The organism is Sphingobium sp. B8D3B (genome assembly GCF_025961875.1).
In the GTDB taxonomy this organism is placed as follows: domain Bacteria; phylum Pseudomonadota; class Alphaproteobacteria; order Sphingomonadales; family Sphingomonadaceae; genus Sphingobium.
In genome coordinates this window covers 2725578-2751076 of the sequence record NZ_JAOQON010000001.1, presented here as the reverse complement: position 1 = coordinate 2751076, position 25499 = coordinate 2725578, and the positions used below count along the sequence as shown (strand labels likewise).

The 25499-nt window shown below is 66.2% G+C and carries 26 protein-coding genes and 1 tRNA gene; 16 read left to right on the top strand and 11 right to left on the bottom strand.

Annotation, left to right across the window (positions count from 1 at the left end; all coding sequences use genetic code 11):
- Positions 1-34: 34 nt before the first annotated feature.
- A complete protein-coding gene (gene dapD, locus M2343_RS12850; protein ID WP_264576965.1) occupies positions 35-889 on the bottom strand; it encodes a 2,3,4,5-tetrahydropyridine-2,6-dicarboxylate N-succinyltransferase in 855 nt (284 codons plus the stop codon).
- A 252-nt stretch (positions 890-1141) separates the two neighbouring features.
- Between dapD and M2343_RS12845 the strand changes: the two genes are divergently transcribed.
- Together M2343_RS12845 and M2343_RS12840 are read left to right on the top strand one after the other, a co-directional pair.
- Positions 1142-1570 carry a GlcG/HbpS family heme-binding protein gene (locus tag M2343_RS12845; protein ID WP_264576964.1) on the top strand — a complete coding sequence of 143 codons (429 nt, stop codon included), beginning with the start codon at positions 1142-1144 and terminating at the stop codon, positions 1568-1570.
- Between the two features lie 18 nt (positions 1571-1588).
- Positions 1589-3703: a malate synthase G gene (locus tag M2343_RS12840; RefSeq protein ID WP_264576963.1), complete on the top strand. Its 2115-nt coding sequence runs from the start codon at positions 1589-1591 to the stop codon at positions 3701-3703.
- 58 nt (positions 3704-3761) lie between these two features.
- Here M2343_RS12840 and M2343_RS12835 read toward each other — a convergent pair whose 3' ends face one another.
- Positions 3762-4202, bottom strand: a complete 441-nt coding sequence (locus M2343_RS12835) for a DUF4168 domain-containing protein (RefSeq protein WP_181560990.1) — start codon at positions 4200-4202, stop codon at positions 3762-3764.
- A 204-nt stretch (positions 4203-4406) separates the two neighbouring features.
- Positions 4407-4481, bottom strand: a tRNA-Thr gene (locus M2343_RS12830).
- Between the two features lie 110 nt (positions 4482-4591).
- On the opposite strand from M2343_RS12830, the gene M2343_RS12825 reads away from it, so the two are divergent.
- From M2343_RS12825 to M2343_RS12785, 9 genes are all read left to right on the top strand, one after another.
- A complete protein-coding gene (locus tag M2343_RS12825) occupies positions 4592-4759 on the top strand; it encodes a hypothetical protein (RefSeq protein ID WP_264576962.1) in 168 nt (55 codons plus the stop codon).
- 300 nt (positions 4760-5059) lie between these two features.
- The gene (locus tag M2343_RS12820) at positions 5060-5665 is read left to right on the top strand and encodes a CerR family C-terminal domain-containing protein (protein ID WP_264576961.1); all 606 of its coding nucleotides are present in this window, start codon (positions 5060-5062) and stop codon (positions 5663-5665) included.
- Between the two features lie 4 nt (positions 5666-5669).
- On the top strand, positions 5670-6674 hold the full coding sequence (locus tag M2343_RS12815) for an HlyD family efflux transporter periplasmic adaptor subunit (RefSeq protein WP_264576960.1): 1005 nt from the start codon (positions 5670-5672) through the stop codon (positions 6672-6674).
- A 49-nt stretch (positions 6675-6723) separates the two neighbouring features.
- On the top strand, positions 6724-8478 hold the full coding sequence (locus M2343_RS12810; protein ID WP_264576959.1) for an ATP-binding cassette domain-containing protein: 1755 nt from the start codon (positions 6724-6726) through the stop codon (positions 8476-8478).
- A complete protein-coding gene (locus M2343_RS12805; RefSeq protein ID WP_264576958.1) occupies positions 8475-9659 on the top strand; it encodes an ABC transporter permease in 1185 nt (394 codons plus the stop codon). Before M2343_RS12810 ends, M2343_RS12805 begins: the two co-directional genes overlap by 4 nt.
- The gene (locus tag M2343_RS12800) at positions 9659-10771 is read left to right on the top strand and encodes an ABC transporter permease (protein ID WP_264576957.1); all 1113 of its coding nucleotides are present in this window, start codon (positions 9659-9661) and stop codon (positions 10769-10771) included. Before M2343_RS12805 ends, M2343_RS12800 begins: the two co-directional genes overlap by 1 nt.
- Before the next feature lie 5 nt (positions 10772-10776).
- Positions 10777-12228 carry an efflux transporter outer membrane subunit gene (locus M2343_RS12795; RefSeq protein WP_264576956.1) on the top strand — a complete coding sequence of 484 codons (1452 nt, stop codon included), beginning with the start codon at positions 10777-10779 and terminating at the stop codon, positions 12226-12228.
- A gap of 426 nt (positions 12229-12654) precedes the next feature.
- Positions 12655-14172 carry a chromosomal replication initiator protein DnaA gene (dnaA, locus tag M2343_RS12790; protein WP_264576955.1) on the top strand — a complete coding sequence of 506 codons (1518 nt, stop codon included), beginning with the start codon at positions 12655-12657 and terminating at the stop codon, positions 14170-14172.
- 380 nt (positions 14173-14552) lie between these two features.
- Positions 14553-15155, top strand: coding sequence for a murein L,D-transpeptidase catalytic domain family protein (locus M2343_RS12785; protein WP_181560981.1), 603 nt, complete (start codon positions 14553-14555; stop codon positions 15153-15155).
- A gap of 33 nt (positions 15156-15188) precedes the next feature.
- Here the strand turns inward: M2343_RS12785 and M2343_RS12780 are convergent, their stop codons facing one another.
- Genes M2343_RS12780 through M2343_RS12770 form a run of 3 tightly spaced genes read right to left on the bottom strand, consistent with a single transcriptional unit; the run spans position 15189 to position 17678 of the window.
- Positions 15189-16385 (bottom strand): L,D-transpeptidase family protein, encoded by a 1197-nt coding sequence (locus M2343_RS12780; protein ID WP_264576954.1) that lies wholly within the window; start codon positions 16383-16385, stop codon positions 15189-15191.
- Between the two features lie 30 nt (positions 16386-16415).
- Complete coding sequence (locus tag M2343_RS12775; RefSeq protein ID WP_264576953.1) at positions 16416-17390, bottom strand: TauD/TfdA family dioxygenase; 975 nt, start codon at positions 17388-17390, stop codon at positions 16416-16418.
- A gap of 57 nt (positions 17391-17447) precedes the next feature.
- Complete coding sequence (locus tag M2343_RS12770; RefSeq protein ID WP_181561563.1) at positions 17448-17678, bottom strand: zinc-finger domain-containing protein; 231 nt, start codon at positions 17676-17678, stop codon at positions 17448-17450.
- A 51-nt stretch (positions 17679-17729) separates the two neighbouring features.
- On the opposite strand from M2343_RS12770, the gene M2343_RS12765 reads away from it, so the two are divergent.
- Both M2343_RS12765 and M2343_RS12760 read left to right on the top strand, forming a co-directional pair.
- Entirely contained in the window at positions 17730-18461 is a 732-nt protein-coding gene (locus M2343_RS12765; RefSeq protein WP_264576952.1) for a hypothetical protein, read from the top strand.
- A 108-nt stretch (positions 18462-18569) separates the two neighbouring features.
- Positions 18570-20183 carry an ABC-F family ATP-binding cassette domain-containing protein gene (locus M2343_RS12760; protein WP_264576951.1) on the top strand — a complete coding sequence of 538 codons (1614 nt, stop codon included), beginning with the start codon at positions 18570-18572 and terminating at the stop codon, positions 20181-20183.
- Between the two features lie 10 nt (positions 20184-20193).
- Here M2343_RS12760 and M2343_RS12755 read toward each other — a convergent pair whose 3' ends face one another.
- From M2343_RS12755 to M2343_RS12735, 5 genes are all read right to left on the bottom strand, one after another.
- A complete protein-coding gene (locus tag M2343_RS12755; protein WP_264574067.1) occupies positions 20194-20526 on the bottom strand; it encodes a zf-TFIIB domain-containing protein in 333 nt (110 codons plus the stop codon).
- 333 nt (positions 20527-20859) lie between these two features.
- Positions 20860-21384 (bottom strand): 30S ribosomal protein S9, encoded by a 525-nt coding sequence (gene rpsI / locus M2343_RS12750; RefSeq protein ID WP_264571594.1) that lies wholly within the window; start codon positions 21382-21384, stop codon positions 20860-20862.
- Entirely contained in the window at positions 21384-21863 is a 480-nt protein-coding gene (rplM, locus tag M2343_RS12745; RefSeq protein ID WP_181560974.1) for a 50S ribosomal protein L13, read from the bottom strand. Before rplM ends, rpsI begins: the two co-directional genes overlap by 1 nt.
- Positions 21864-22008: 145 nt before the next feature.
- Positions 22009-22341 (bottom strand): divalent-cation tolerance protein CutA, encoded by a 333-nt coding sequence (cutA, locus tag M2343_RS12740; RefSeq protein WP_264576950.1) that lies wholly within the window; start codon positions 22339-22341, stop codon positions 22009-22011.
- Positions 22338-23471 (bottom strand): COX15/CtaA family protein, encoded by a 1134-nt coding sequence (locus tag M2343_RS12735; RefSeq protein WP_264576949.1) that lies wholly within the window; start codon positions 23469-23471, stop codon positions 22338-22340. Before M2343_RS12735 ends, cutA begins: the two co-directional genes overlap by 4 nt.
- 144 nt (positions 23472-23615) lie before the next feature.
- Here M2343_RS12735 and M2343_RS12730 point away from each other — a divergent pair, with 144 nt between their 5' ends.
- The 3 genes from M2343_RS12730 to M2343_RS12720 all read left to right on the top strand — a co-directional run bounded on the left by M2343_RS12730 (position 23616) and on the right by M2343_RS12720 (position 25354).
- Complete coding sequence (locus tag M2343_RS12730; protein ID WP_264571591.1) at positions 23616-23966, top strand: MerC domain-containing protein; 351 nt, start codon at positions 23616-23618, stop codon at positions 23964-23966.
- A gap of 131 nt (positions 23967-24097) precedes the next feature.
- Positions 24098-24487, top strand: a complete 390-nt coding sequence (locus M2343_RS12725; RefSeq protein ID WP_264576948.1) for a protocatechuate 4,5-dioxygenase subunit alpha — start codon at positions 24098-24100, stop codon at positions 24485-24487.
- Positions 24488-24490: 3 nt separating this feature from the next.
- Positions 24491-25354 carry a class III extradiol dioxygenase family protein gene (locus M2343_RS12720; protein WP_264576947.1) on the top strand — a complete coding sequence of 288 codons (864 nt, stop codon included), beginning with the start codon at positions 24491-24493 and terminating at the stop codon, positions 25352-25354.
- The last annotated feature ends 145 nt before the right edge of the window (positions 25355-25499 follow it).

The following is a 25499-nucleotide window of genomic DNA, read 5'->3' as shown; positions in this document are numbered from 1 at the left end:
GTGGGGCGAGGTCTGGCCCCGCCCCCTTTCCTGATCAGTCGCGCAGCAGGTCGTTGATGCCCGTCTTGGAGCGGGTCTGTGCGTCGACGGTCTTGACGATGACGGCGCAATAGAGGCTCGGGCCGGGCGTGCCGTCCGGCAGCGGCTTGCCGGGGAGCGAGCCGGGCACAACCACCGAATAGGGCGGCACCTCGCCCATATAGACCTTGCCGGTGGCGCGATCGACGATTTTGGTCGACTGGCCAATGAACACGCCCATCGACAGCACCGAGCCCTGGCCAATGCGGACGCCCTCGACGACTTCCGAGCGCGCGCCGATGAAGCAGTCATCTTCGATGATCACCGGGTCGGCCTGCAGCGGCTCCAGCACGCCGCCAATGCCGACGCCGCCGGAGAGGTGGACGTTCTTGCCGATCTGCGCGCAGCTGCCGACCGTCACCCAGGTGTCGACCATCGTGCCGTCACCCACGAACGCACCGATATTGGTGAAGCTGGGCATCAGGATGACATTCTTGCCGATATAGCTGCCGGCGCGGACGATGGAACCGGGCACGGCGCGGAAGCCCGCGGCGCGGAAATCCGCCTCGCCCCAGTTGGCGAACTTGGAGGGCACCTTGTCCCACCAGTGGCCGGCGCCGGGGCCATTGTCGATCAACGCATTGTCGTTAAGGCGGAAGGAGAGCAGCACGGCCTTCTTCAGCCACTGGTTGACCTGCCAGCCGCCATTGCCGTCTGCGTCGGTCGGCTCCGCCACGCGCGCCTCGCCGCTGTCCAGCAGCGCCAGTGCCTTCTCCACCGCCGCACGGACGTCGCCGGTGGTGGACAGGCCGATATTGGCGCGGTCCTCCCATGCGGCATCGATGGTGGCGATCAGCTTGGTATCGGTCATGACGTCCCTCGTATTTCATCGCGACTGCGGAGTGTGGGCCGCCCCTTAATGCGTTTTTGCACGATGCTGAACCGCTTTGTGACCGGGGCGTTGGCATTTCGGCAGTTGCTGTGACCGATGTCCTGTCGCCAGCAAGGCGTTGCGCTTCGCGGCTGATTCGACGCGGACTTCGCTGGTCTCGACTGAACGGGCCGGCTATGTCCACGCACAGCCAAATCCCGATGATCGCCCGTGAGCGGAAGGAACAGATTTATGAGCCGGATCAGTTTGCAACAGGCCAATGCGGTCATCGAGGGCGTCTTCGCGAAAGGGGAGGCCGCAGGGTTCAAACCGCTGAGCGCAGCCGTCGTGGATGCCGGCGGGCATTTGATCGCCTTTCAGCGCGGCGATGGCGCTTCTTTCGCGCGCGCGCAGGTGGCGACGGGCAAGGCGGCTGGCGCGCTCGCCATGGGCGTTTCCTCGCGCAAGCTGGGGGATATGGCGCAGGAGCGGCCCTGGTTCATCGGCGCTTTTGCGGCCTCCGCGCCGCATGCGGTGATCCCGGCCGCCGGTGGCGTTATCATCGTCGACGATGAGGGCGCGGCGATCGGCGCGGTCGGGGTGACCGGCGACACATCGGACAATGACGAAGCGGCCGCGCTGGCCGGGCTGGCAGCGGCCGGCCTCAAGGCGCAGGGCTGAACGGCGGGGATGCAAGGCATGACGAACAAGGTGGACCGCGCCGGGCTCTCGGTTGCACAGGAACTGGCCGACTTCATCGAGCAGCGCGCGCTGCCGGGTACGGGGCTGACTGCGCAAGACTTTTGGGCCGGCACGGCGGCGATCTTCGCCGATTTTGCACCGCGCAATCGGGCGTTGCTGGCGAAGCGCGACGATCTTCAGGCGCAGATCGATGCCTGGCATGAGGCGCGGGCCGGCCAACCGATCGATCAGCCGGCCTATGAGGCGTTCCTGCGCGAGATTGGTTATCTCGTTCCAGAGCCGGCGTCCTTCACCATCGATCCGCAAAAGGTCGATGCCGAGCTCGCAACGCTGGCCGGTCCGCAATTGGTGGTGCCGGTGCTCAACGCCCGCTTCCTGCTCAATGCCGCCAATGCCCGCTGGGGTAGTCTGTACGATGCGCTCTACGGCACGGATGCCTTGCCGGGAACGGCCAAGCCGGGCGGCTACGATCCCGAGCGCGGCGCGCAGGTCATCGCCTGGGCCAAGGCCTTTCTCGACAGGGCCGTGCCGCTGGTGTCCGGGAGCTGGGCGGACATGGGCGATCCCGCCAATGGCTTCGCGATCGCGGATGGCACCCAATATGTCGGCCAGACGCCCAAGGGCCGCCTGTTCCGCAAGAACGGCCTGCATATCGAGGTGGTGTTCGATCGCAATCACCCCATCGGCAAGAATGACCCCTCGGGCATCGCTGACGTAGTGATCGAATCAGCGCTCTCGACCATTGTCGATCTGGAGGATTCGGTCGCGGCCGTGGATGCGCAGGACAAGGTGGCGGCCTATGCCAATTGGCTCGGGCTGATGCAGGGTGACCTCTCTGCGACGTTCGAGAAAGGCGGCAAAACGCAGACGCGCAGGCTCAACCAGGACCGGGTTTTCAAGGATCGCGACGGGTCGGAATGGTCGCTCAAGGGACGCAGCCTCCTGCTCGTCCGCAATGTCGGCCATCTCATGACCACGCCGGCGATTGTGCTGCCCGATGGTGCCGAGGCGCCCGAGGGGATTCTCGATGGCATCGTCACCAGCCTGATTGCCCTGCACGATCTCAAGGGCGCCGGCCCGGTGCGCAACAGTCTCGCCGGCAGCGTCTACATCGTGAAGCCCAAGATGCACGGGCCGGAGGAATGTGCCTTCACCAACGATCTGTTCGATGCGGTCGAGGATATGCTGGGCATGGACCGGCACACCATCAAGGTCGGCGTAATGGACGAGGAGCGGAGGACGTCCGCCAACCTCATGGCCTGCATCGCGGCGGTCAAGAATCGGGTGGTGTTCATCAACACCGGCTTCCTCGACCGGACGGGCGATGAGATTCACACATCGATGCGGGCCGGGGCGATGATCCGCAAGGGCGACATGAAGAGCGCCGCCTGGATCAAGGCCTATGAGGATCGCAACGTGCAGATCGGTCTGGCCTGTGGGTTCTCTGGCCGGGCGCAGATCGGCAAAGGCATGTGGGCGGCGCCGGACCGGATGGCCGACATGCTTGAGCAGAAGATCGCGCATCCCATGAGCGGGGCGAACACGGCCTGGGTGCCCTCCCCGACGGCGGCGACGCTGCACGCGACGCATTATCACACCGTTGATGTGGCGGCGCGCCAGCAGGGGCGCGGCCGCGAGCCGGTGGCGCCGCTTTCGGACCTGCTCACCGTGCCACTCTCGTCCGGCACCAACTGGTCCGAGCAGGAGATCGTCGAGGAGCTGGAGAATAATGCGCAGGGGATTCTCGGCTATGTCGTGCGCTGGATCGATCAGGGGGTTGGCTGTTCGAAGGTGCCGGACATCAACGACATCGGCCTGATGGAAGATCGCGCGACGCTGCGCATTTCTTCCCAGCATATCGCCAACTGGCTGCTTCATGGCGTGTGTACGCCGGCGCAGGTCGATTCGGCCTTCGAGAAGATGGCGGCCAAGGTCGACGCACAGAATGCCGGCGATCCGCTCTATCGACCGATGGCAGGCCATCCGGAGAGCCTCGCGCTGAAAGCCGCACGGGCCTTGGTGTTCGAGGGCGTCGCACAACCAAACGGCTATACCGAGCCCCTGCTTCATGCGTGGCGATTGCGGGTGAAGGCGCAGGACAACCGGGCATGAAAATGGGCGGCTCCGGAGGGAGCCGCCCAATTCGTTTCAGCGTTGTGCGCGCCGCGTCTTAAGGATTCGCGGTCGCCGGCTGCTGCGTCGCCATGTCGGCCGAGGCCAGTTCCTGAATCTTCTTCACGAGATCCGGATTGGTCCGGGTCGCCTGGGCAATCTCGTTGTAGCGCGCCGGCGTCAGGCCATTGGACTGCACTGCGGCGAGCATCTGCTCCTGCTTGGCGTCCGCAGCGACCGTTGCGTCCTTCTGGATCTTGTCCGCCTGGATAGCGGCCTTGGCAAAGCCGACCAGCTCCGCATCCGTAAAGCTCGTGGGAGCTGCTGCCGTAGCCGGTGCGGCCGGCGTGGCAGGAGAAGCCGGCGCTGCGGGCGAGGCTGGCGACGCGGGGGCGGCCGGCTGTGCAGTAGCCGGCGCTGCGGTGTCCTGCGCCATGGCTGGCACGGCAATGCCGCCGCTCAGCAGCAACGCAGCGGTGTAAAGCAGTGATGACTTCATGACGGATACCTTTCAGATGTTTTGAACCGTGCTTGAAAGGTAGGGAGCGATGGGGAGGGGGCAAATAAACGTCGATTACACGTTTACTCACCGGGGTGAGGTGTGTCTGCAGCGCCACTCATGCGCCGTAAGTCGATGATTTATCATGGCCCGCAACCGCCCTTCAGGGGCGGGCGCTGCGTTCTTTACAGCAGATGGGGAAAATGGTGCTGCCGGCGAGGATTGAACTCGCGACCTCAGCCTTACCAAGGATGCGCTCTACCACTGAGCTACGGCAGCACTGCCGTTCGCAGGGGTACCCCGCGTCAGCAAGGCCGCGCCTATGGCCTTACCGTCTGGCCTTGTCAAGGCGACTTGCAGCGCAAAAGCCGGATTCGTAAAGCAAGGGCATGAGTACCCCGCCCTCCGACCGCCAACGCCGGCTCGCCGAAGCCTTGCGGGCCAATCTGCGCCGCCGCAAGGGGCAGGCCCGGGCCAAGACGGATGCGCCGGATTCAAAGGCCACGCTGGATCAACCTGTCGAGGGGCGCGAGGAGGAGGCTCCTACAGGTCGCTAGGGCGTCGCAGCGGTTCAACCCAGCCTTACTGACGGTTACTCTCACCATTTGACATTGTTCGTTCGATCGAACAAATATCCTTCATGCGATCTCCATCGTCATTGTGCTGGTCATCGTTGAACGCCGCTCGAAGGATGTCGAGATCGAGCGGTTCAGGGACGTGCCACCAGCACGTCCGCCACGCTACGACGGGCAAAGAAAATGCATGAGGCCGTAACCCGCACGCGCAAGAAAGCGCTCGCAACGGATATCGGGGCCGCATCCATGGGCACAGAAAGCCCTGCAAGAAGCGATCTTCCGTTGCAGATTATCGAAGCTGCCTTGGAGCAATTCGGCCGCTTCGGCTTCGATGGGGCCAGCACGCGAGAGATTGCCCGCGCCAGCGGGACGGCGATGTCCTCGATCACCTATCATTTCGGCTCCAAGGAAGGGCTCTACCTCGCCTGCGCCGACCATATCGCCTCCGTCGTGGGCAGTATCTACGCGCCGCTGATCGCCATCATCGAGAAGCAGCCACCGCAGACGCCCGCGCAGGCCCGCACGCAGATGCTGGCGCTGCTGGAGACGCTGGCGCGCTTCCTGCTCTCGTCGCGCTCGGCGACCTTTGCGCAGTTCGTGGCGCGTGAGCAGCAGCACCCGACCGAGGCCTTCACGCGCCTCTACGATGGATTGATCGGGCCGCTGGTGGAGACCGCGATCCTGCTCTCCGCCGTCGCACGGCCCTCGCTCACCGAAGCGGAGCGCCGCCCGCTGATCCTCCATATCATGGGCATGGCGCTGATTTTGCGCCTCGGTCGCGCCTGCGTGGTGCGGACCATGCAAGTGCCCGATCTCGATTCCGCTACGGGCGAGGCGCTGGTTGCCAGCCTGCTCAAGTCCGCCGAAACCCTGCTCACCGAGGAATGACGCCATGACCCGCCAGCGCCTGATCGTGCTCATCATCGTCGCCGTCCTGCTGATCGCTGCCGTGAGCACGCGCGGCTTCGGGCTGCTGGGGCGGGATGACGGGCCTCTGACGCTCTATGGCAATGTCGACATTCGGGAAGTGGATCTCGGCTTCCGGGTCGGCGGACGGATCGCGCAGATCCCGGTCGAGGAAGGCCAGCGGGTCAAGCAGGGCATGCTGCTGGCCGAGCTGGACCGGGCCTCCATCGATAGCGCCGTCGCCCAGTCCGATGCGCGCGTGGCGCAGGCCCGCGCGGAACTGCTCAAGCTCCAGCGCGGCAGTCGGCCGGAAGATGTCGCTCAGGCGCAGGCTCGCTTTGCGGCAGCGCAGGCGGCGGCGCGCGATGCCCAGCGCGACTTTGAACGCCGGCAGCCGCTGGTCGCCCCGGGCGCAATCAGCCGCGATGTGTGGGAATCCACGGTCGCCATGCGCGATCGCGCTAATGCCCAGCTCGCCGAGGCGCAGGCGGCGCTGACCCTGGTGCGCACCGGCGCGCGGCGCGAAGACGTCGAGGCGGCGCGCGCGGCGCTGCAGGCGGCCGAGGCTGCGCGAAAGGGCGTTGGCACCGATCTCGATGACGCCCGCCTGCTCGCGAGCGTGGATGGTGTGGTGGTGACGCGCGCGCGCGAACCCGGTGCAATCGTGGCCCCGGGCGAAACCGTCTTCACGCTGGCCATCGATCGCCCGGTGCGCGTGCGGGCCTATGTGGCGGAGAACCAGCTCAGCCGGATAGCCCCGGGCATGACGGTCACGATCACGGCGGATGGCAACCCCAAATCCTATTCCGGCATCATCGGCTATATTTCGCCGCGCGCGGAATTCACCCCCAAGACGGTGGAGACGAGCGACCTGCGCACCGACTTGGTCTATCGCTTGCGGATCGTCGTGGATGATCCGGACGGCAAGCTGCGGCAGAGCCAGCCGGTGAGCGTTGCCATCGCCGATCCCGCCCCCACAGCGAAGCGCTGACCATGCGCGGGACGTCGCCATCGCGACGGAATAACGGCGGCAGGCCGATATGAGCGACCTCGCGCCAGTCGCTGGCGATAGCCAGCCGGTCGCGACGGCCACGGGGATCGTGAAAGCGTTCGGCGATACACGCGCGCTCGGCGGGGTCGATTTGGTTGTGGTGCCGGGCAAGGTTACCGGGCTGGTGGGGCCGGATGGTGCCGGCAAGACAACGTTGATTCGCGTGCTGGCCGGGTTGATGCGGGCGGATGAAGGCACCGTTTCCATTCTCAGCGCGCCGCCTGCCGATCGCCTTGATTCGATCGGTTACATGCCGCAGCGCTTCGGCCTCTATGAAGACCTGACCGTGCGTGAGAATCTCGTCCTTTATGCCGAGATGCGGGGTCTGCCGCGCGACGCGCAGGAGAGCGTCTTCAAGCGCCTGCTCGAATTCACCGATCTCGCCCGCTTTCAGGCGCGCCCGGCCGGCAAGCTCTCGGGTGGCATGAAGCAGAAGCTGGGCCTGGCCTGCGCGCTGGTGAGCACGCCGCCATTGCTGCTGCTGGACGAGCCGGGCGTGGGCGTCGATCCGATCAGCCGCCGCGAGCTGTGGGCCATGGTTGCCGAGTTGACCAAGGAGGGCATCGGCGTGCTCTGGTCCACCGCCTATCTCGATGAAGCCGAGATGTGCGACACGGTGTATCTGCTGAGCGAGGGGCGGACGCTGTTCACGGGTCCGCCGGCCACGCTGACCGATGCGATCAGCGACCGCGTAATTCGGGTCACCGGTTTTGCCGAGCGCCGGCGGCAGGCGCTCACCCGCGCGCTCGACCGGCCGGACGTGATCGACGGCACCTTGCAGGGCCGCGCGATCCGCCTGCTCATCGGCGAGGGCCATCCGGTGCCGGATGCCGACGCGCTCGATATGGGGCCGGAAACGCAGGTGTCTCGGGCGCCTGCGCGCTTCGAGGATGGGTTCATCGAGCGGCTAGGGGGCGGGCCGGAAGGGACCAGCGCGCTGGCGGCGGCCTATCGCGAGATTCCCGCCAGCGACGCACCCGCCATCGAAGCCAGGGGGCTGACCAAAAGATTCGGCGACTTCACGGCGGCGCGTGATGTGAGCTTCACGGTTCCGCGTGGCCGGATTTTCGGCCTGCTGGGGCCAAATGGTGCTGGCAAATCGACCACGTTCAAGATGCTGTGTGGCCTGCTCACGCCGAGCGAGGGCAGCGGATCGGTGGCCGGGCACGATTTACGCCGGGCCGCAGCACAGGCCCGCGGATCGCTGGGCTATATGGCCCAGAAATTCTCGCTCTATGGCGATCTGTCGGTCGCGCAGAATCTCGATTTCTTCGCCGGCGCTTATGATCTGTCCGGCGGGCAGGCGCGCGCGGCGATCGAGCGGGTGACGGACATTTTCGAGCTCGGCGGTAACCTCAAGCGCAATGCCGGGACGCTGCCGCTCGGCTTCAAGCAGCGCCTCGCTCTGGCCTGCGCGGTGATGCACGAGCCGCCGGTGCTGTTCCTCGATGAGCCGACATCCGGTGTCGATCCGGTGATGCGCCGCGAGTTCTGGACGCATATCAACGGACTCGTCCGGCGCGGCGTCACGGTACTGGTCACCACCCATTTCATGGACGAGGCCGAATATTGCGACGATGTGACGCTCATCTATCGCGCGCGGCAGATCGCCAGCGGCCCGCCCGACTCGCTCAAGGCGAAAGCTGGCGAACTGACCGGCAAGGATGATCCCACGATGGAGGACGCGTTCATCGCCCTCATTGAGGCGTCCGACGCCGACAGGGACGCGGAGGCCGCGGCATGAGTGGGACCGATCCCGACCCGACGCTGGCGCAGGTGGAGGCGAGTGCCGGCGCCATGGCAGGCTCTTCGCACCGCCGGCTGCTGGCGCTGATCGTCAAGGAATATGCCCAGATCCGGCGCGATCCTTCGACCTTCCTCATCGCCTTTGCGATGCCGCTGCTGCTGCTCTTCCTCTTTGGCTATGCGATTTCCCTCGATCCGCGCGACACCAAGATCGCTTTGGTCGTGCAGGACGACAGCGCGCCGGCCGCGCGGCTGGCGCAGGCCTATGCCCATTCGCCCTATTTCCAGGTCACCCCGCTCAATGCCGTGCTGCCCGCCCGCGCGCTGATGCAGCAGGGTGCGATTCGCGGCTTCGTCGTCATTCCGCCCGATTTCGGCCGGGCCATGGCGCACGGGACACCGCAACCAATCCAGATCGTCACCGATGGCACCCAGCCCAATCAGGCGAATTTCGTCGCGAGCTATGCCGAGGGGGTGCGGCAAACATGGATGGCCGACGAGTTGGGGATGCGCCTCGGGCGCCGGGCTGCGCCGCCCATCGATGTCTCCCAGCGCATGTGGTTCAATCCGGGCCTGCAGAGCCGCTATTTCCTCGTGCCCGGCGCCATCGCCATCGTGATGACGATGATCGGGACGCTGCTCACCGCGCTGGTCGTCGCGCGTGAATGGGAGCGGGGCACCATGGAGGCGCTGCTGGCCACGCCGATGCGGATGACCGAGTTCATCCTCTCCAAGGTGCTGCCCTATTTCCTGCTCGGCATGGTCTCCATGGCGCTGTGCACGGTGATTGCCGTGACCGCCTTCGGGCTGCCCTTCCACGGGTCGATCTTTGCCCTGTTCGCCATCGCTGCCGCCTTTCTGCTGCCGGCGCTGGGGCTGGGGCTGTTCATCTCGGCGACGACGCGCAACCAGTTCGTGGCGAGTCAGGTGGCGTTGCTCGCCTCCTTCCTGCCGACCTTCCTGCTCTCCGGCTTCATCTTCGAGATCGGGTCGATGCCCTGGCCGATCCAGGCGCTGACCTATGCCGTGCCGGCGCGCTACCTCATTCCCGCGCTGCAAACCGTGTTCATGGCCGGCGACATCTGGGCGATCATCCTGCCCAACATCCTCATCATGCTGGGCTTTGGCCTCCTGTTCTTCATCCTCTGCTTCCGCGCGACGCGGCGGAGCCTTGACTGATGGCCGCTCGCTTCACCCGCCTGCGCGCGATGATCGTCAAGGAAATCTGGGCGCTGTTGCGCGATCCCAAGTCGCGCATCGTGCTCGTGCTGCCGCCGCTGATTCAGTTGCTGATCTTCACCTTCGCCACCACGCTGGACGTCAAGAATGTCGACATCGGCCTCGTCGACCGCTCCGGCGGCGCCCATGCGCAGGAATTGCTCCAGCGCATCGAGGGCAGTCCGCGCTTTCGGGACGTCATCGTGCTGCCCTCCATGGCGGCGATGGAAGAGGCGATCAACGAGCAGAAGGTGCTCGCCGCGCTCGTCATCCAGGAGGATTTCGATCAGCGCCTTGCGCGTGGGGAGAGCGCCACGCTGGGCCTGGTGCTGGATGGCCGCCGGTCCAATGCTGCACAGATCGTCGCGGGCTATGTGAACCAGATCGCGGCGGGCTATGGCGCGGAACTGGCGCCGATCAGTGCGCGCATGGCCGGCGGCAGCGCGGTGACGCATTGGTACAATCCCAGCCTTGATTATATGTGGTTCACCTTGCCGGGGCTGGTGGCGCTGATCATCTCCATCGCCGGCATCGCCATCACCTCGCAGGCCGTGGCGCGCGAGCGGGAACTTGGGACGTTCGATCAGCTGATGGTCTCGCCCATGCGGGTGCATGAGATTCTCATCGGCATGATGGTGCCGCCGCTCTTGGTCGGCATGGTCAATGGCGTGTTGTTTCTGGTGGTGGCGCAGGTTGCCTTCGGGGTGCCTTTCACCGGCTCCTTCCTGCTGTTCCTCATCGCGATGCTCTTCTACCAGCTTGCCCTCATCGGCCTGGGTCTGCTCGTTTCGGCCATGTCGATGACGCAGCAGCAGGCGTTTCTCGGCTCGTTCATCGTCACCGTGCCGCTCATCCTGCTCTCCGGCTATGCCGCGCCGATCGAGAATATGCCGGACTGGTTGCAGATCATTACGCACGCCGATCCGGTCCGCTATTTCCTCATCATCGTGCAGGGTCTGTTCTTGAAGGCCATGCCCGCCGCCGTCGTGTTCCATCAGCTCTGGCCGCTTGGTGTCATAGCCCTCGTCTCTCTGAGTGCGGCGGCCTGGCTGTTCCGTGCCCGAATGGAGTGAAGTCCATGCGTGTTACCCCTCTCCCTCCGCTCGCCGGCGCTGCGCTGGCACCACTGCTGCTCTCCGCCTGTGCGCTCGGTCCCGCCTATGCGCCGCCGCAGACCCATGTGACGGATCGCTGGCTGGGCGAGGCTGGGACGGGCGCCGTGCAGGCCGAGCGGTGGTGGGAGCAGTTGCACGATCCCATGCTCAACGAACTGGTCGAGCAAATGCTGGCCGGCAATCCGGACCTGCGGGAGGCACAGGCGCGGGTGGCGGAGGCGCGGGCGAATCGCGATGCCGTGCGCGGCGGGCGCCTGCCGCAGGTAACGACGAGCGCCAGCGGCAATCAGGTGGTGCTGAGCGAGAATGGCCAGATGCCGGTGGGCCAGATTCCCGGTTTCGCGCGGGACTTCCCGCTGTTCGATGTCGGCTTCGACGCCAGTTGGGAACTTGATCTGTGGGGCCGGCAGGCGCGCCAGAGTGAGGCCGCGCAGGCGCGTAGCGAGGCGGCGGCGCTCTCGGCGCAGGCGGTGCGGATGCGATTGATCGCCGAACTGGCGCGGGCCTATGTCGGTCTGCGGCAGGCGCAGGCGGATCTTGCGGTCGCGCAGGACATGCTTGCCGCGCGCACGCAGCTTGCCGATCTGGCGGGGCTGCTGGAGCGTGCTGGCGAAGCCAATGCCATCGATGCCGGCCGCGCGCGGGGCGAGGCCGAGACCGCCCGGCTGGCGGTGACGCAGGCGCAGGCCGGCGTGCGGAGCTCATCGGTGCAAGTGGCGCGGCTGGTCGGCAAGGACCCCGCCGCGCTGGTCCCGCAACTGGAGCAGCCGGGCGCCATTCCTGCGCCGCCGCCGGCCATTGCGGCGGGCTTGCCCTCCGAGCTATTGCGGCGCCGGCCGGATATTCTCAGCGCCGAGCGGGAGCTGGCGGTAGCCACGGCCGACATCGGCGTGGCGCGGGCCGATCTGTTTCCGCGCCTGTCGCTCAGCCTGGCTGTTGGCCAGCAGGCCCGCGCGATCGGCGATCTGGTGAGCGGGGACAGCACCCGGCTGCAGGGCGGGGGCGGCCTGTTCTGGCCGCTGTTTAACGGCGGGCGGGCGCGGGCGATGGTGCGCGCGGCCGATGCGCGCGCGCAGGCAGCGGCGGCCCGCTATGATGGCGCCGTGGTCGGCGCGCTGGCGGACAGTGAAGACTCCATCAATCGATTCGACCGCAGCGTGGAGGGGCTCACCGCAGCACGCGAGACGCTGGCGCGGGAAGAGGCTGCCTATGCGCTGGTGTCCCGCCGCCAGGCCGCTGGCGAGGACGACCGGCTCGCCCTGGCGCGGGCCGCTCTGGTGCGCCAGTCCGCGATGCAGCAGCTGAACCGCGCGCAGGCGGGGGCGGTACAGGCTGCGATTGCACTCCACAAGGCATTGGGCGGAGGCTGGACGTCCGAGTCGCAGGCCTCGATGGAACCCGACGGAGCGCGCTGAGCGAGCCGTATGAGAACAAGAAGAGGACAAGCGCAAATGGTGTCCGAACGGTTAAACTTTCGGGGCGCAGGAGCGCCGTGACCTGATCTTCGGAATCCCAACGATTCGCAGCGGGCGCAGCAAATTCCGGCCTCTCAAGGCTGGAAAAATGTGTTAAATATCAGTTGGTTATCTGTTTAACCGTCCTTCCGGTCGGGATTCCGTGGTCAAGCATTTTATTTCAGATTTTTGACAGAGGGCGTGCTTGATCGGGGGGGCGAGCACTGCCACAACTTGCCCTCGGCGGGGCTCGAATCGTAGCCACGTCATACAGCGGTCTGAGTTGAACACTGGACGTGGGAGGGGCACTCCCGCGAGGGATTTTCGCGTCCAGCGTCTGACAGCAGATCACCTGCGAGGAGTAGGACGATCGGGGATCGGGAAGACATGGGGCAACACGTGAATCAGCAACATTTCAGCAGCGTTGCCGACGGCATCGGGCCAGCCGACATCGGCGAGCAGCCCGAGCGCGAGGCGCTGGAACAGGCATGGACGGAGATCCGTGCGGGGCTGCGCAGGGCCGTCGGGGTTCGCCTGTTCGATCAATGGATTCGGCCGTTGCGGCTGGGCAGCTTCTGCGCTCAGTCCGGCACGCTCGATATCGAGGCGCCGTCGGAATTCGCGGCGAGCTACGTCTCCAGCAATTTCGCCACGCGGATCGCACTGGCCTGGCGCACGACGCCCGTCGGCGTGCATGACCTGCGCATCGTTCGCGCCAGCGAGGCGCCGGAGACGGTGGCGGTCACCCCGCGCGGCTTCCGCCCGCAAGAGAGCACGGCGCGTCCGGGCCAGTCCACGCGGGCGCTCGCGTCCTCGCAGGACGCATCGACCAACCGGGAGTCGGCGGGGCGGCGCGCTGCGCAACGCTTCGAGCCGCGTCACGATTTCGCCGGCTTCATGACGGACGAGAGCAATGTGCTGGCGGCGTCGGCTGCCAAGGCCATGGCCGGCGCGACCCGCCCGGCCTTCAATCCGCTGTTCATCCACGGCCCGACCGGCTTTGGCAAAACCCACCTGCTCCACGCCATTGCGCAGGCCTATGGCGAGACGCTTGGCGGCACCACCGGTGCGTCGGTGCGGGACGGGGCAATCCTCTACATGTCGGCCGAGCGGTTCATGAACGAGTTCGTGGCCGCGATTCGCGCCAACGACACCTTCTCGTTCAAGGCCCGGCTGCGCGAAGCGCGGATGCTGCTGATCGACGACATCCAGTTCATCGCCGGCAAGGGGCCGACACAGGAGGAATTCCTCCACACGCTCAACGATCTCATCGATGCCGGCGCGCGGATCGCGATCGCCGCCGATCGTCCGCCCCAGCAGCTTGGTTCGGTGGATCCGCGCATCCTGTCCCGCTTGGCGGGCGGGCTGGTCGCCGACATTCAGCCTGCGGGCCTTGAGCTGCGCATGAAAATTCTGGAAGCGCGGCGCGAAGCAGTGGCGGATATCGCCGTGCCGGACGACGTCATCGCCCTGCTCGCCGGGGCCATCCGCACCAGCATTCGGGAGTTGGAGGGCGCCTTTAATAAGCTGGTGGCTTATGCCCAGCTCGTCGACAAGGCGATCACCACCGAATTGGCGCAGTCGATGCTGGCCGAATCGCTGCGCGCGAGCCACCGGCGCATCACCATCGATGAGATCCAGAAGCTGTGCGCGGCCCATTACCGGATCGACCAGTCCGAAATGCGCTCACAGCGTCGCGCCCGTGCGGTTGCCCGGCCGCGTCAGGTGGCGATGTATCTGGCCAAGAAGCTCACGCCGCGCTCGCTGCCGGAAATCGGTCGCGTGTTCGGTGGACGGGACCACAGCACGGTGATCCACGCCGTGAAGACCATCGAGGCAATGCGCCTCGACAATCCCGAGATGGACGCGGATATCCGCACGCTGCAGAAGCAGCTCGAGGGTTGAACGGGTGATGAGGTGGGTCGGGTGCGGTGTGCATCCGGCTCGGCAGGCGGCGCGCCGCTGCCACCCGAGATAATCATGTCCCGCCTCGGCCAGCTTGAGATGATCACCTGCTCTCCACCCATCCACCCAGTGCTCCTGCGAAGGCAGGAGGCCAGGGCGGTTTAGGCGGTCCCATGCGCCCTAGGCTCCTGCCTTCGCAGGAGCACGGGGTGGTCAGGTCGTGGGGTTTTCTTCCCCAACGCGCGGCCATCGAAAGGCACGATGCACCGCACGGGACTTGGCAAATGGGGGCTCTTCCCCTATTTTCCGATCTATCGAAGCCTCCGTGGGGACGGGGTGCGGGGCGCGTTGCAATCATCGATTGATCGAAAAGAGCCGTCATGTCCGTTGTGCATCGCCGTCAGTTTCTTACGCTCGCTGGAGCGGCCGCATCGGCCGCTCTGGTGCCCGCCAGTGTGCGCGCCGCCGTGCGCACGCCGCCGCAATGGGCCAAGCTCGTTGCCAAGGCGGAAGCGGCCATGGACCAGTATAGCGTCAAGTTGCGCGACCGGTTCGTCGTCGTGGACTTCTCGCTGCCCTCGGCCGCCGCGCGGATGCTGCTGGTCGATCGCGAGAGCGGCCTCCACCGGCTGCTCACCGTCGCGCACGGGCGTGGGTCCGACCCGGCGCATAGCGGTTTCCTGCACAGCTTCAGCAATGCGCCCGGCTCCAACGCCAGCTCGCGCGGGGCCTACCTCACCGGCGCTCATTACACCGGCCAGCATGGCCGCTCGCAGCGGCTGATCGGGCTGGAGACGAGCAACGACAATGCCGAATCGCGCGCCATCGTGATTCACGGCGCCTGGTACAGCAATGACGACATGGTGAAGCGCCTCGGCAAGCTGGGGCGCAGCGAGGGCTGCTTTGCCGTGAGCGAAACGCAGATCAACCCTCTGCTCGACTGGCTCGGCCCCGGACGGATGCTCTACGCCGACAAGGTGTAAGGCGCCGCCACTGACGAGCGTGTTACGGGGCGCCTAGCCAGCCAGACATCCCATGCTGGAGAGTTGCCGGGTCGCGGCGAGGTTGCCGGCGCCGAGGGCTGCGGCAATGTCGCCATCCAGCCCGTAGACATCATCGAACCTGTTGAGCCGGCCTTTCGCATCGGCACGCGCGGTCATGTAGACGATGTAGACCGGAATCGGTGCGGCCAGCTTGGCCGTCACGGTGGTGCCGGCGGCGACTGCAGCGTCGATCCGCGCTCGCGTCCAGTCCGTGCCGGCGAGCATCGCCACGGCGAGGTCGAACGGTTGGTCCGTGCGAACACAGCCATGGCTGAAGGTGCGCTCTTCTTTCTCGAACAGGCTCTTGCTCGGCGTGTCGTGCAGGAAGATGGCGAGCGGGTTGGGCATGTCGATCTTCATCTGCCCGAGTGCGTTGCCGGGGCCTGGCTGCTGCACGACCTGCAGGCTGCCGCCCTGCTGGGTCCAGCTATAGCCCCGCGCGCGGGCCGTGGCCGGGCGCGTGCGGATCAGCGCGCCGACGCTCTCGCGCACGATCGACTGCGGCACGGTCCATGTCGGATTGAGGATCACGCCCGTGGCGGTGGTGGCGAATTGCGGAGTCGGCGTGCCCGGCTTGCCGACGATCACCCGGTGGGTGGCTAGCACCGCACCGCGATCGACCAGTTGCGCCACATATTCCGGCACGTTCACGATCAGATAGCGCGGCCCCATGTCGCGGGGCAGCCAGCGCCAGCGTTCGAGATTGGCGCGCAGTCGGGCACGGTCCGCCACGGCATCGGCCGGCAGGCTCAGCAGCGCGGCCCGAAGCCTGCGATAATCGGCATGGGCAGGGGCCAGCCGGTCCAGCTCGGCAGCGATATCGCCGCTGCTCAGCGCGCGGTCGATCAGGGCGAGCACCGCGTCCGGGCTGAGATTCGGGGTGCGGAAATAGGAGAGGCGGCGCTGGTCGGCAGGCACCCGGCCATTGGCGAGGTCGCGGGCCATCAAGGCAAAGCTGCGCGTCGCGGCGATGTCCAGGCCGCGCTGGTCTCCAGCGCCAAGGGCAGTGCTGAGCCGGTCCAGCTCATAATCGCGCGGATCGAGGCCGTGCGAGTCGATCTTCCGGCCATAATCGAGCAGCGTGGTTGCCGCCGGGCGGGACCAGGGCGTGCTGGCCTGCGCCGGCATCGCGATGAGAAAACATAGAAGAGCGAGCAGGATACGAGGCATGGGCCGTCCTCCCAAGATGATCGGTCCCTCCTAGGCCGGCACCGCAACCCCGCCATGATATGCATCAATCTCCGCCGTCAGGCTGCGCATGGCGGGATGAATCGGCCGTCCGTCCGGGATGTTCAGCCACAGGCGCAGCAGCAGGCGGCGCGCGTCGGGCGTGTCATGGAATTGCTGGCGCGAGTGCAGCACGAGGAAATTGTGCCAGAAGAACATCTCGCCGGGCTGCAGCACGAAATCGGCGCGGACATCGGGCCGCAGCGCGATCTCGTCGAACAGGGCGAGCGCCTCGCGGAATGCAGCAGGCAGCTTCTCCGGCTCGCGGCCATGGCGCAGGAACACGCGGTTGTTGAACCCGCTCGTCTTGCCATCCAATGTCCAGAAGAAGGGCAGCGCCTCTTCATGAGGCTGCTGCCGCTGGGGCCAGTCTATATAATGGCCCTCGTAGAGACGGGCGAGAAGATCGGGTCGCTCGCGGGCCATGATGTTGTGGATGGCGAGCAGGCTGACAGCACCACTCTCACCGCCCTGCGCCGAGGCACGAAGGCCGTAGAGCGAGAGCACTTCGTGAAAATCCGTATGGGAGCGCAGTTCCAGATCGGACGTGTAGCCGCGCGGCGGCCCGCCCTCTTCCTTCTGGACATGGGCGATATGGTCGCCACGTGGGCTTTGCACGACGCCGGTGCCGATATGGGTGCCAAGCCCCCAATAGAGCCGCTCATGATCTGCCAGATCATAGCGGCCAGCATCGATCCCGGCGAGGATGACCGCGCCGCAGCCATGGAAAAGCTGCCAGCGCGCTGCCTTCATCAGCGCGTCGATTTCAGGGCAGGAGAAATCCTCGCGCCGGATGTCATCTGCGACTCGGCCGCGTACGCGGAGCACGGCGCGATCGATAGCGTCGCGTTGCGCAGGGGAAAGCCGATGGGTGAAGCCTTCGCGTCCACCGATTTCGGCACTGGTCCAGACAGCGGGATCGTCGACCGGCACGGGATGCAATGGCATGGGCGGTCGATCCTCTCCGTTGATGGCCCGGTCTTCGCCGGTTGGGTCGTCAGCCGTTCAGAGGCTGGCGCCGGACGAAATGTCTGGTTTGTTCACAATGTCCGGGGTGTCGGCTGGGCCGCCGGCCAGGACGAAGCGCCGGTCGCAATAGCCGCAGTCGACATAGCCATGCTCGTCGATCTCCAGGAAGATGCGCGGATGCCCCAGCGCAGCGGGGATGCCGTGGCCCGAGCCATCGCAGGAGACTCGGCGAGCATGAACGTGAATGATTTCAGGCGGCGTGTGCATGAGGTTGGCGGTTAGCATCCCCGCCGCCAGCGGGCAATATGGAGGATGCGGTTGATCCCGCGCAAAGCCTGGCGGTGGGGGCTGACCTATCCTGTGCACATGTTGGAAGACGAGCGGCAGACGATGGGCAATCCATCAGAACAGCAGGACCGCGCGACGGCCGCACGGCTCGCTTATGCGGCTGCACGGGCCTGCGCGTTGTTCGCCCTCGCCTATGTCTGCGGGCAACTGCTCGAATGGCTTGGCCTGCTGGGCTCTGCCGGCGGCCCGAATGCTGCCAGCACGGCGCGCGGGCTGGCGCTGCTGCTCACGCCCTCGCTGCTGCTCGGTCCGGCCTTCGTGATCCTCATGGCCGCCCTGCATCGGCTCGCGCCGCTGGGGCGTCGGGCCTTCAGTCAAAGCGCGTTTGGCTTCGCGATCATGTATGCCACGCTCACGGGCCTCGTCTATTTCGTTCAGCTTACCTTCGTCGCGCCGAGACTGGCCAGCGGCGATACGGCAGGCATCGAGCCTTTTCTCTTCCTGCCCTATCGCAGCTTCCTCTTCGCGGTGGATCTGCTGGGCTACGCTCTGATGAGTCTCGCCACCTTGCTGGCTGCCTTCGCGCTTCCCGCCGGGCGGGGCGGTCGCGCGGCCCATGCAGCCTTGCTCGCCAACGCCCTCCTGATGCCGGCGCTGGCGCTGCAGATGTTCTGGCCGTGGCTGATCTGGGTGGGTGCCTTGTGGGGACTCAGCTTTCCCGCCGCGATGCTTCTCGTCGCGCGCTTGGTGCGGCGGATTTGATTCCGCGCACGATCGCGCTTACATCGCCCCTTCAACGCCAGCAGGAGCACATCACCATGGACAAGGCACCGGACATCCGCCCGATTGTTCCTTCGTCACAGGTGCTCCATGCCCGGCCCAAATCCCGCTCTTCTCACCCTTGATCACGTCACGCTCGCCCGGCCTGACGGGACGGCGCTTTTCTCTGACCTGACTCTGGCCATCGGTCGGGAGCGGGTGGGCCTTGTCGGGCGCAACGGCGCCGGCAAGTCGAGCCTGCTCGCGCTGATCGCAGAGGGCGGCGCGCCGCAGGCGGGGACGATCCACCGGACCGGGCGCATCGGCACCTTACGACAGATCCAGCCGGATGCCGGCAGCGTTGCACAAGCGCTCGGCTTGTCCGATGCGCTGGAGAGACTCGCGCGCCTGGACGGGGGCGAGGGATCGCCGGAGGATGCGGCAGAAGCGGACTGGACTCTGCCCGAGCGCCTTGAGCGAGCGCTGGCCGATGTCGGGTTGACCGGCACGGCTTTGGATCGCGATTGCGCGACGCTGTCGGGCGGGGAACGCACCCGCGTCGGGCTGGCGGCGATGCTGCTTGCCGAGCCCGAACTGCTGCTGCTCGATGAACCCACCAACAATCTCGACGACGCCGGCCGGGCCGCGGTGGGGGAGTTGCTGGCCTGCTGGCCGGGCGGCGCACTCGTCGCCAGCCATGATCGCGCACTGCTGGAAGGCATGGACCGGATCGTCCAGCTCTCGCCGGTCGGGGCCTTCAGCGTCGGCGGGGATTGGAGCGCCTTTGTGGCGAGTCGCGATGCGATGCGCGCACGGGCCGAGGACGAGCTGGATCGCACCCAGCGCACGCTCGCCCGGCAGCAGCGGGATGCCCAGGCTCAGGCCGAGCGCAAGGCCCGGCGGGACAAGGCCGGGCGCACTGCCCGGGCGCGGGGGGATCAGCCGCGCATTCTGCTCGGCAAGCGGGCCGAGCAAGCCGAGCAAAGCGGGGCACGCGAGCGTCATCAGGCCGAGCGCCAGATCGGCGCCGCCAGCCAGTCGCTGGAGGCCGCCCGCGCGCAGGTGGAGGTTCTGACGCCGCTGCAGATCAATCTGCCATCGGCCGGCCTCCCGCATAATCGCACGGTATTGCGGTTTGAGGATGTGCTGCTGGCACGGGGCGGGCGCCGGCTGTTCGGCCCGCTGTCCTTTGCCATGACCGGGCCGGAGCGCGTCGCGATCACGGGCCCGAACGGCAGTGGCAAGACCAGCCTGCTCGCCCTGGCGGTCGGCCTGTCAGAACCGAGCGCGGGGACCATCCATCGCGGACCGGGCCGGATCGCGCTGCTCGACCAGCATGCCGACCTGTTGAGGGCCGGCCAGACCCTGCAACGGGCGATGCTGGCCGCGCATCCCGGCATGATCCCGCACATGGCGCATGAGGCGCTGGCCCGCTTCGCCTTCCGCAACCGCGATGCCCTGAAGGATGTCGCGGTTCTGAGCGGCGGCGAGCGGCTGCGCGCCGCCCTGTGCGTGATCACAAGCGGGCCGGTGCCGCCGCAGCTTTTAGTTCTCGATGAGCCGACCAATCATCTCGACATCGAGAGCATCGAGCTCCTTGAGCAGGCGGTCGCCGACTATGACGGCGCCTTGCTCGTCGTGAGCCACGATGCCGCGTTTCTGGACCGGATCGGCATTGAGCAGCGGCTTGCGCTGGGCGTGGACGGCGCTGGCACGCGACGCTGAATGCCGCCGATCAGTCGAACAGCTCTTCGAGGAACGACTTCTTCCGCTTGGGATAGCCTTTATGCGAGCGGTAGCCGCCGTCTCGATAGCCCTGCTCGCGATATCGCTCATCGCGGTACGGCTGCTGGGCCTGAGGCTGGGGCGGATAAGGCTCGGCGCGGGTCTGCGGCGGAGCAGCAGGCGCCAATTCGGCACTGGCGCGCTCGATAATCTTGTCCAGCTCGCCTCGGTCCAGCCACACGCCACGGCATTGGGGGCAATAATCGATTTCGACGCCTTGGCGCTCGCTCATCACGAGCGGCACGTGGCAAACCGGGCAGGGCATGGACTGGGCTGATGTCATGAAAAACCTCCGATGGAACGATTGTCGATCGGGTAGCTGATGCAGGTCTTCAGTGAGTCTGGACCCGGCACCGAGCGCACTCGATGCGGTCCGACATCACGATCCATAGGGGATCGCCAGAGGGGCCCGGCCCGCAGACCCAAAGTAGGTGAGCCCTGTCGTAGGTCAAGCCTTCGCGCGTGAAGCTATGCGCGCTGCGCCCACAACGCGTCCAAAAGAAAAGGGCCGCCCTGAAGAGCAGCCCTTGTTCCGGTCCCGGACGGGAAATTCTGAACCTTCTGCGCGTCCGCGGAGCCGGACCATGGTCTGCTCCGCGAAACGCCGCCGACGTTCTTAGCGCTTCGAGAACTGGAAGCTGCGGCGAGCCTTGGCGCGGCCGTACTTCTTGCGCTCGACGACGCGCGGATCGCGCGTGAGGAAGCCTTCTGCCTTCACGGCGGCGCGCAGCGTGGGCTCATATTTGCTGAGCGCCTGCGCGATACCGTGCTTCACGGCGCCGGCCTGACCGGAAAGACCGCCACCCTTCACGGTGCAGATCACGTCATACTGGCCGGTGCGGTCGGTGACCGTGAAGGGCTGATTGATGACGAGACGCAGCGTGGGACGTGCGAAATAGGTTTCCTGATCGCGGCCGTTGACCGTGATCTTGCCGGTGCCGGGCTTCACCCACACGCGGGCGACGGCATCCTTACGACGGCCGGTGGCGTAGGCGCGGCCCTGCTTGTCCAGCTCCTGCTGGCGCAGCGGCGCGTTCGACACCTTCACCGGTGCCTGCACGGCGTCGGTGGCGGCGGGCGCATCGGCGTTACCCTGGGTGAGGTCCTGCAGATCGGACAGCGAGTTGACGGTATCGGACATCAGGCACCAACCTTGTTCTTGCGGTTCATCGCCGCAACATCGAGCACTTCGGGGTTCTGGGCTTCATGCGGATGTTCGCTGCCCGCGAAGACGCGCAGGTTGCGCATCTGCTGACGACCGAGAGGGCCGCGCGGAATCATGCGCTCCACGGCCTTCTCCAGCACGCGCTCGGGGAAACGACCCTCGAGCACCTTCTGCGGAGAGGTCTCCTTGATGCCGCCGGCATAGCCGGTGTGCTTGTAATAGCGCTTGTCGGTCAGCTTGTTGCCGGTGAACTTCACCTTGTCGGCATTGATCACGATGACATTGTCACCGCAGTCGACATGGGGGGTGAAGCTGGGCTTGTGCTTGCCGCGCAGGATGTTCGCGATGATGCTCGCGACGCGACCAACGACGAGACCCTCGGCGTCGATCAGCAACCATTTCTTCTCGACCGTGGCCGGGGTTGCCGGCTTGGTGGTCTTCATGAGCGCCTTCATGGCCTCTTGCCTCCAGGAATGAGTATCCAGAAAATAACAACAGCGGCGCCCCGGAAAAGGCACCGCCCGCGCGGCCCCAATGGCGATGAGGGGGCGGAGAGTCAAGAAAAAGCACGCCCTTGCTGACGGGTATCAGGATACCCTATCAGTCCAACCGGGCGTCGGGCCGGGTTTTTTCGTGCACCCAGGCCGCATAGGCCGGGGTGGTCTGCGCGGGCCAGGTGAGGATCGCGGGGAGATCATAGGCATGGGCCTGCGCAATGGCGGTCATAAGCGCCGCGCAGCGGTCCGGCGCGGTCTTGAACAGCACCACCGTTTCGGCGCTCTGCTCGATGACGCCGTCCCACGGATAGATCGAGCGGCCTTCGCTCAGCACATTGGCGCAGGCGGCCAGTCGCTCTTGCACCATCTGGTGGCCCGCCGCTTCAGCCTCCGCGCGCGAGCCATAAGGCACGTAGACCAGAGCGATCTCGCTCATGCGCGCGCAGGCGCGAGATCCGATTCGCGATCCCGCTGGCCGATCCGATGCGCGCCGGCGACCGCGATGGCGAGGAGCAGCGCGCCGGTGACCTGATGCGTGACGGCAATGTGCAGCGACACGCCGGTCAGCACAGTGCCGATGCCGAGCATCACCTGCACCAGCGTGGCGCCGGTCAGCGCATAAGAGAGGCGAAGCGCGCCTTGGGCATGAAGGCGCCCGGCCATCCACAGCATGGCGCCCGCCGCGACCATGGCCCACCAGCGGTGGAGGAAATGGACGAGGAACGGGTCACTGGTCAGCGTCATCCACAGCGACCCCCACCATGCGATTCCGTCCGGCACGAAGCGGTCGTTCATCATCGGCCATGTGTTGGAGACATAGCCGGCGCGCAGGCCGGCGGTGAGCGCACCGAGCAGCAACTGGATGAAGAGGATGAGCACGGGGATGGTGCCCGCCCATGTCGGCAAGGCCCGTCGCGGCGCGAGGCTGGCCGGAGTGGTGGCGCTAACGGGATTGGCGGCATCATGTCGGGCCAGCCGGAGGAAGTCGCAAGCCGTCCACACCACGGCGCCGAGCAGGATCAGCGCCATGCCCAGATGCGCGGCGAGCATCGCCGGCTGCACGTTCACCCGGTCGACAAGGCCGCTCTTCACCATCAGCCAGCCGACGGCGCCCTGGGCGCCGCCCAGCGCCAGCAGCACCAGCAAGCGGACACCGAAGCCGCGCGGAATAGTGCGACGCAGCGCGAACCAAGCCAGTGGCACGGCATAGGCAAGGCCGATGATGCGGCCGACCAGCCGGTGGAAATATTCCCAGAAATAGATGTGCTTGAACGCTTCGAGTGTCATGCCCTTGTTCATCAGCGCATATTGTGAGCTGGTGCGATACTGGTCGAACTCTTGCTGCCACTGTGCCTCGTTCATGGGCGGCAGGGTGCCGGTCACCGGCTTCCACTCGGTGATGGAGAGGCCCGACTCGGTCAGGCGGGTGATGCCACCCACCGCCACCATGAAGAGAATCAGGCCCGCGACGACGAACAGCCAGCGTGCCAGCGTGGCGGGACGGCCAAGATGGCGCCCGCTGACCGCGGGCGCACCGGGCGAGGACGAGTGCGCAAGTTCAGCCATCCGGTCCCCATGCGCCGCGGGATCGGCGGAAGCAAGCCCCCAGCATAAAGGGCTCACCCGGAGGCAAAGGATATGTTGTATCTTCCCGCGAGGGGGCGTATGGCCCTTGCAATGAGAACGCTCACCGCACCCCGGATGTGGACAATGCCACAGCTCGACCGGCTGGCCATCGGCCTGTCCGGCCTGTGCGCCGTGCATTGCCTGACGACGGCGATTGCCGTGGGCGTGCTGTCTTCTGTCGCGGGCATTTTCGAGGCGGAGATCATCCACGAAGCCGGCCTGATGATCGCCATGGTGCTCGGCGCGCTGGCGCTCGGCCACGGCGCGCTCAAGCATGGCATGGCCCTGCCGGTCGCGGTCGGCGCGCTCGGCCTTGGCATCATGGCCGGGGCGCTCAGCCTGCCGCATGGCTGGGCCGGCGAGACGCCTTATACGCTGCTCGGCGTCGCCCTGCTTGCCTTCGGTCACGAGCTTAATCGCCGCGCCTTCTGGTGACCCCCTAGCGCCAGGGGCGCTGCGACGACGACCCCCCGCGCGATCAACATCCCCTGCTTGATCAAGGTCAATGTCTGCCCGGCGCGGCGAGCGCAGTGACGGATCCAGTCCTGAAGCAGGAGCATGGATCAATGGGTGCGATCGAAACGATCGAGGCGGGAACGACCGCCAAACGAGTCATTCCCGGCACGCCGGTTTTCGACGGTGATGCGGCGGCGCGCGGTTTCGCGCTGAACGCCATGTGCTTTTCGTTCAACGATGCTGCCAATCGCGCCGCCTATCAGGCGGACGAGGAAGCCTATTTCGAGCGCTTCCATCTGACTGAGGAGCAGCGCGAGGCGGTCCGCGCCCGCAATGTCCTCCAGATGATCGAGGCGGGCGGCAACATCTATTATCTCGCCAAGCTGGCCGGCATCTACGGCCTCAACGTGCAGGATGTGGGGGCGCAGCAGACCGGCATGAGTGTCGAGGCTTTCCGTCAAATGCTGCTCGACGCAGCCCATCAGCAAGAGGAGGCCTGAGCCATGGCGCATATTCTCGGCGGTATCTTCACCAGCCACGTGCCGGCAATCGGCGGCGCCATTGCGCGCGGTCAGGAGCAGGACCCTTATTGGAGCCCGTTCTTCGACGGGTTCAAGCCGATCCATCGCTGGCTTGCAACCGCCAGGCCGGACGTTGCGGTGGTCTTCTACAATGACCACGGCCTCAACTTCTTCCTCGACAAGATGCCGACCTTCGCGGTGGGCGCGGCGGACAGCTATCACAATGCCGATGAGGGCTGGGGCCTGCCGGTGCAGAACGGATTCAAGGGCGACGCTTCCCTCTCCTGGCACATCATCGAGGGACTGGTGGAGGACGAGTTCGATGTCACGACCTGCCAGTCGATGCTGGTGGATCATGCGCTGGTCGTGCCGTTCCAGCTGTCATGGCCGGGTGGCGGCCAGTGGCCGGTGCGCATCGTGCCCATCGCCATCAACACCGTGCAGCATCCGCTGCCGAGCCCCAAGCGCTGCCTGGCGCTGGGTCGCGCGGTCGGCAAGGCGCTGCGCAGCTGGCAGGGCGACGAGCGGATCGTGGTGTTCGGCACCGGCGGACTCTCCCACCAGCTGGACGGGGAACGCGCCGGCTTTATCAACCAGCGCTACGACCAGTTCTGCATGGACAATCTGGGCCCCGATCCGGATGCGCTGACGAAAATCAGCGCGCTGGATATCGTTGAGGAAGCCGGTAGCCAGGGCATCGAAATCGTTAACTGGATCGCGGCGCGCGGGGCCTTGGGCGAGGATGTGGCTGAGGTCAGCCGGAATTATCACATCCCCATTTCCAACACGGCGGCGGCGACGATGTTGCTCGAAAGCGGTTCGACCGCCCTTGAACAGGCGGCCTGACGGGGAGGCTGAATCTCCCCTCCTGTTGAGAGGAGGGGCTGGGGGTGGTGGCGATGCGCCAGCATCGCATAGCCGGCGAATGACTGCGCGGGGGTAACACCACCCCAACCCCTCCTCTGGGCCGCAGGCGAGCGAAGCTCAACAG

Excerpts from the sequence above, each read along its gene's own strand:
- M2343_RS12785 (WP_181560981.1), top strand. The coding sequence starts at position 14,553 with ATGTCCGTTGTGCATCGCCGTCAGTTTCTTACGCTCGCTGGAGCGGCC.
- M2343_RS12730 (WP_264571591.1), top strand. The coding sequence starts at position 23,616 with ATGCCACAGCTCGACCGGCTGGCCATCGGCCTGTCCGGCCTGTGCGCC.
- M2343_RS12795 (WP_264576956.1), top strand. The coding sequence starts at position 10,777 with ATGCGTGTTACCCCTCTCCCTCCGCTCGCCGGCGCTGCGCTGGCACCA.
- M2343_RS12760 (WP_264576951.1), top strand. The coding sequence starts at position 18,570 with ATGCCCGGCCCAAATCCCGCTCTTCTCACCCTTGATCACGTCACGCTC.
- M2343_RS12800 (WP_264576957.1), top strand. The coding sequence starts at position 9,659 with ATGGCCGCTCGCTTCACCCGCCTGCGCGCGATGATCGTCAAGGAAATC.
- M2343_RS12815 (WP_264576960.1), top strand. The coding sequence starts at position 5,670 with ATGACCCGCCAGCGCCTGATCGTGCTCATCATCGTCGCCGTCCTGCTG.
- M2343_RS12805 (WP_264576958.1), top strand. The coding sequence starts at position 8,475 with ATGAGTGGGACCGATCCCGACCCGACGCTGGCGCAGGTGGAGGCGAGT.
- M2343_RS12840 (WP_264576963.1), top strand. The coding sequence starts at position 1,589 with ATGACGAACAAGGTGGACCGCGCCGGGCTCTCGGTTGCACAGGAACTG.
- cutA (WP_264576950.1), bottom strand. The coding sequence starts at position 22,341 with ATGAGCGAGATCGCTCTGGTCTACGTGCCTTATGGCTCGCGCGCGGAG.
- M2343_RS12825 (WP_264576962.1), top strand. The coding sequence starts at position 4,592 with ATGAGTACCCCGCCCTCCGACCGCCAACGCCGGCTCGCCGAAGCCTTG.
- M2343_RS12845 (WP_264576964.1), top strand. The coding sequence starts at position 1,142 with ATGAGCCGGATCAGTTTGCAACAGGCCAATGCGGTCATCGAGGGCGTC.
- dapD (WP_264576965.1), bottom strand. The coding sequence starts at position 889 with ATGACCGATACCAAGCTGATCGCCACCATCGATGCCGCATGGGAGGAC.
- M2343_RS12720 (WP_264576947.1), top strand. The coding sequence starts at position 24,491 with ATGGCGCATATTCTCGGCGGTATCTTCACCAGCCACGTGCCGGCAATC.
- M2343_RS12780 (WP_264576954.1), bottom strand. The coding sequence starts at position 16,385 with ATGCCTCGTATCCTGCTCGCTCTTCTATGTTTTCTCATCGCGATGCCG.
- M2343_RS12835 (WP_181560990.1), bottom strand. The coding sequence starts at position 4,202 with ATGAAGTCATCACTGCTTTACACCGCTGCGTTGCTGCTGAGCGGCGGC.
- M2343_RS12775 (WP_264576953.1), bottom strand. The coding sequence starts at position 17,390 with ATGCCATTGCATCCCGTGCCGGTCGACGATCCCGCTGTCTGGACCAGT.
- M2343_RS12810 (WP_264576959.1), top strand. The coding sequence starts at position 6,724 with ATGAGCGACCTCGCGCCAGTCGCTGGCGATAGCCAGCCGGTCGCGACG.
- dnaA (WP_264576955.1), top strand. The coding sequence starts at position 12,655 with ATGGGGCAACACGTGAATCAGCAACATTTCAGCAGCGTTGCCGACGGC.
- M2343_RS12735 (WP_264576949.1), bottom strand. The coding sequence starts at position 23,471 with ATGGCTGAACTTGCGCACTCGTCCTCGCCCGGTGCGCCCGCGGTCAGC.
- M2343_RS12755 (WP_264574067.1), bottom strand. The coding sequence starts at position 20,526 with ATGACATCAGCCCAGTCCATGCCCTGCCCGGTTTGCCACGTGCCGCTC.
- M2343_RS12770 (WP_181561563.1), bottom strand. The coding sequence starts at position 17,678 with ATGCACACGCCGCCTGAAATCATTCACGTTCATGCTCGCCGAGTCTCC.
- rpsI (WP_264571594.1), bottom strand. The coding sequence starts at position 21,384 with ATGTCCGATACCGTCAACTCGCTGTCCGATCTGCAGGACCTCACCCAG.
- M2343_RS12725 (WP_264576948.1), top strand. The coding sequence starts at position 24,098 with ATGGGTGCGATCGAAACGATCGAGGCGGGAACGACCGCCAAACGAGTC.
- rplM (WP_181560974.1), bottom strand. The coding sequence starts at position 21,863 with ATGAAGGCGCTCATGAAGACCACCAAGCCGGCAACCCCGGCCACGGTC.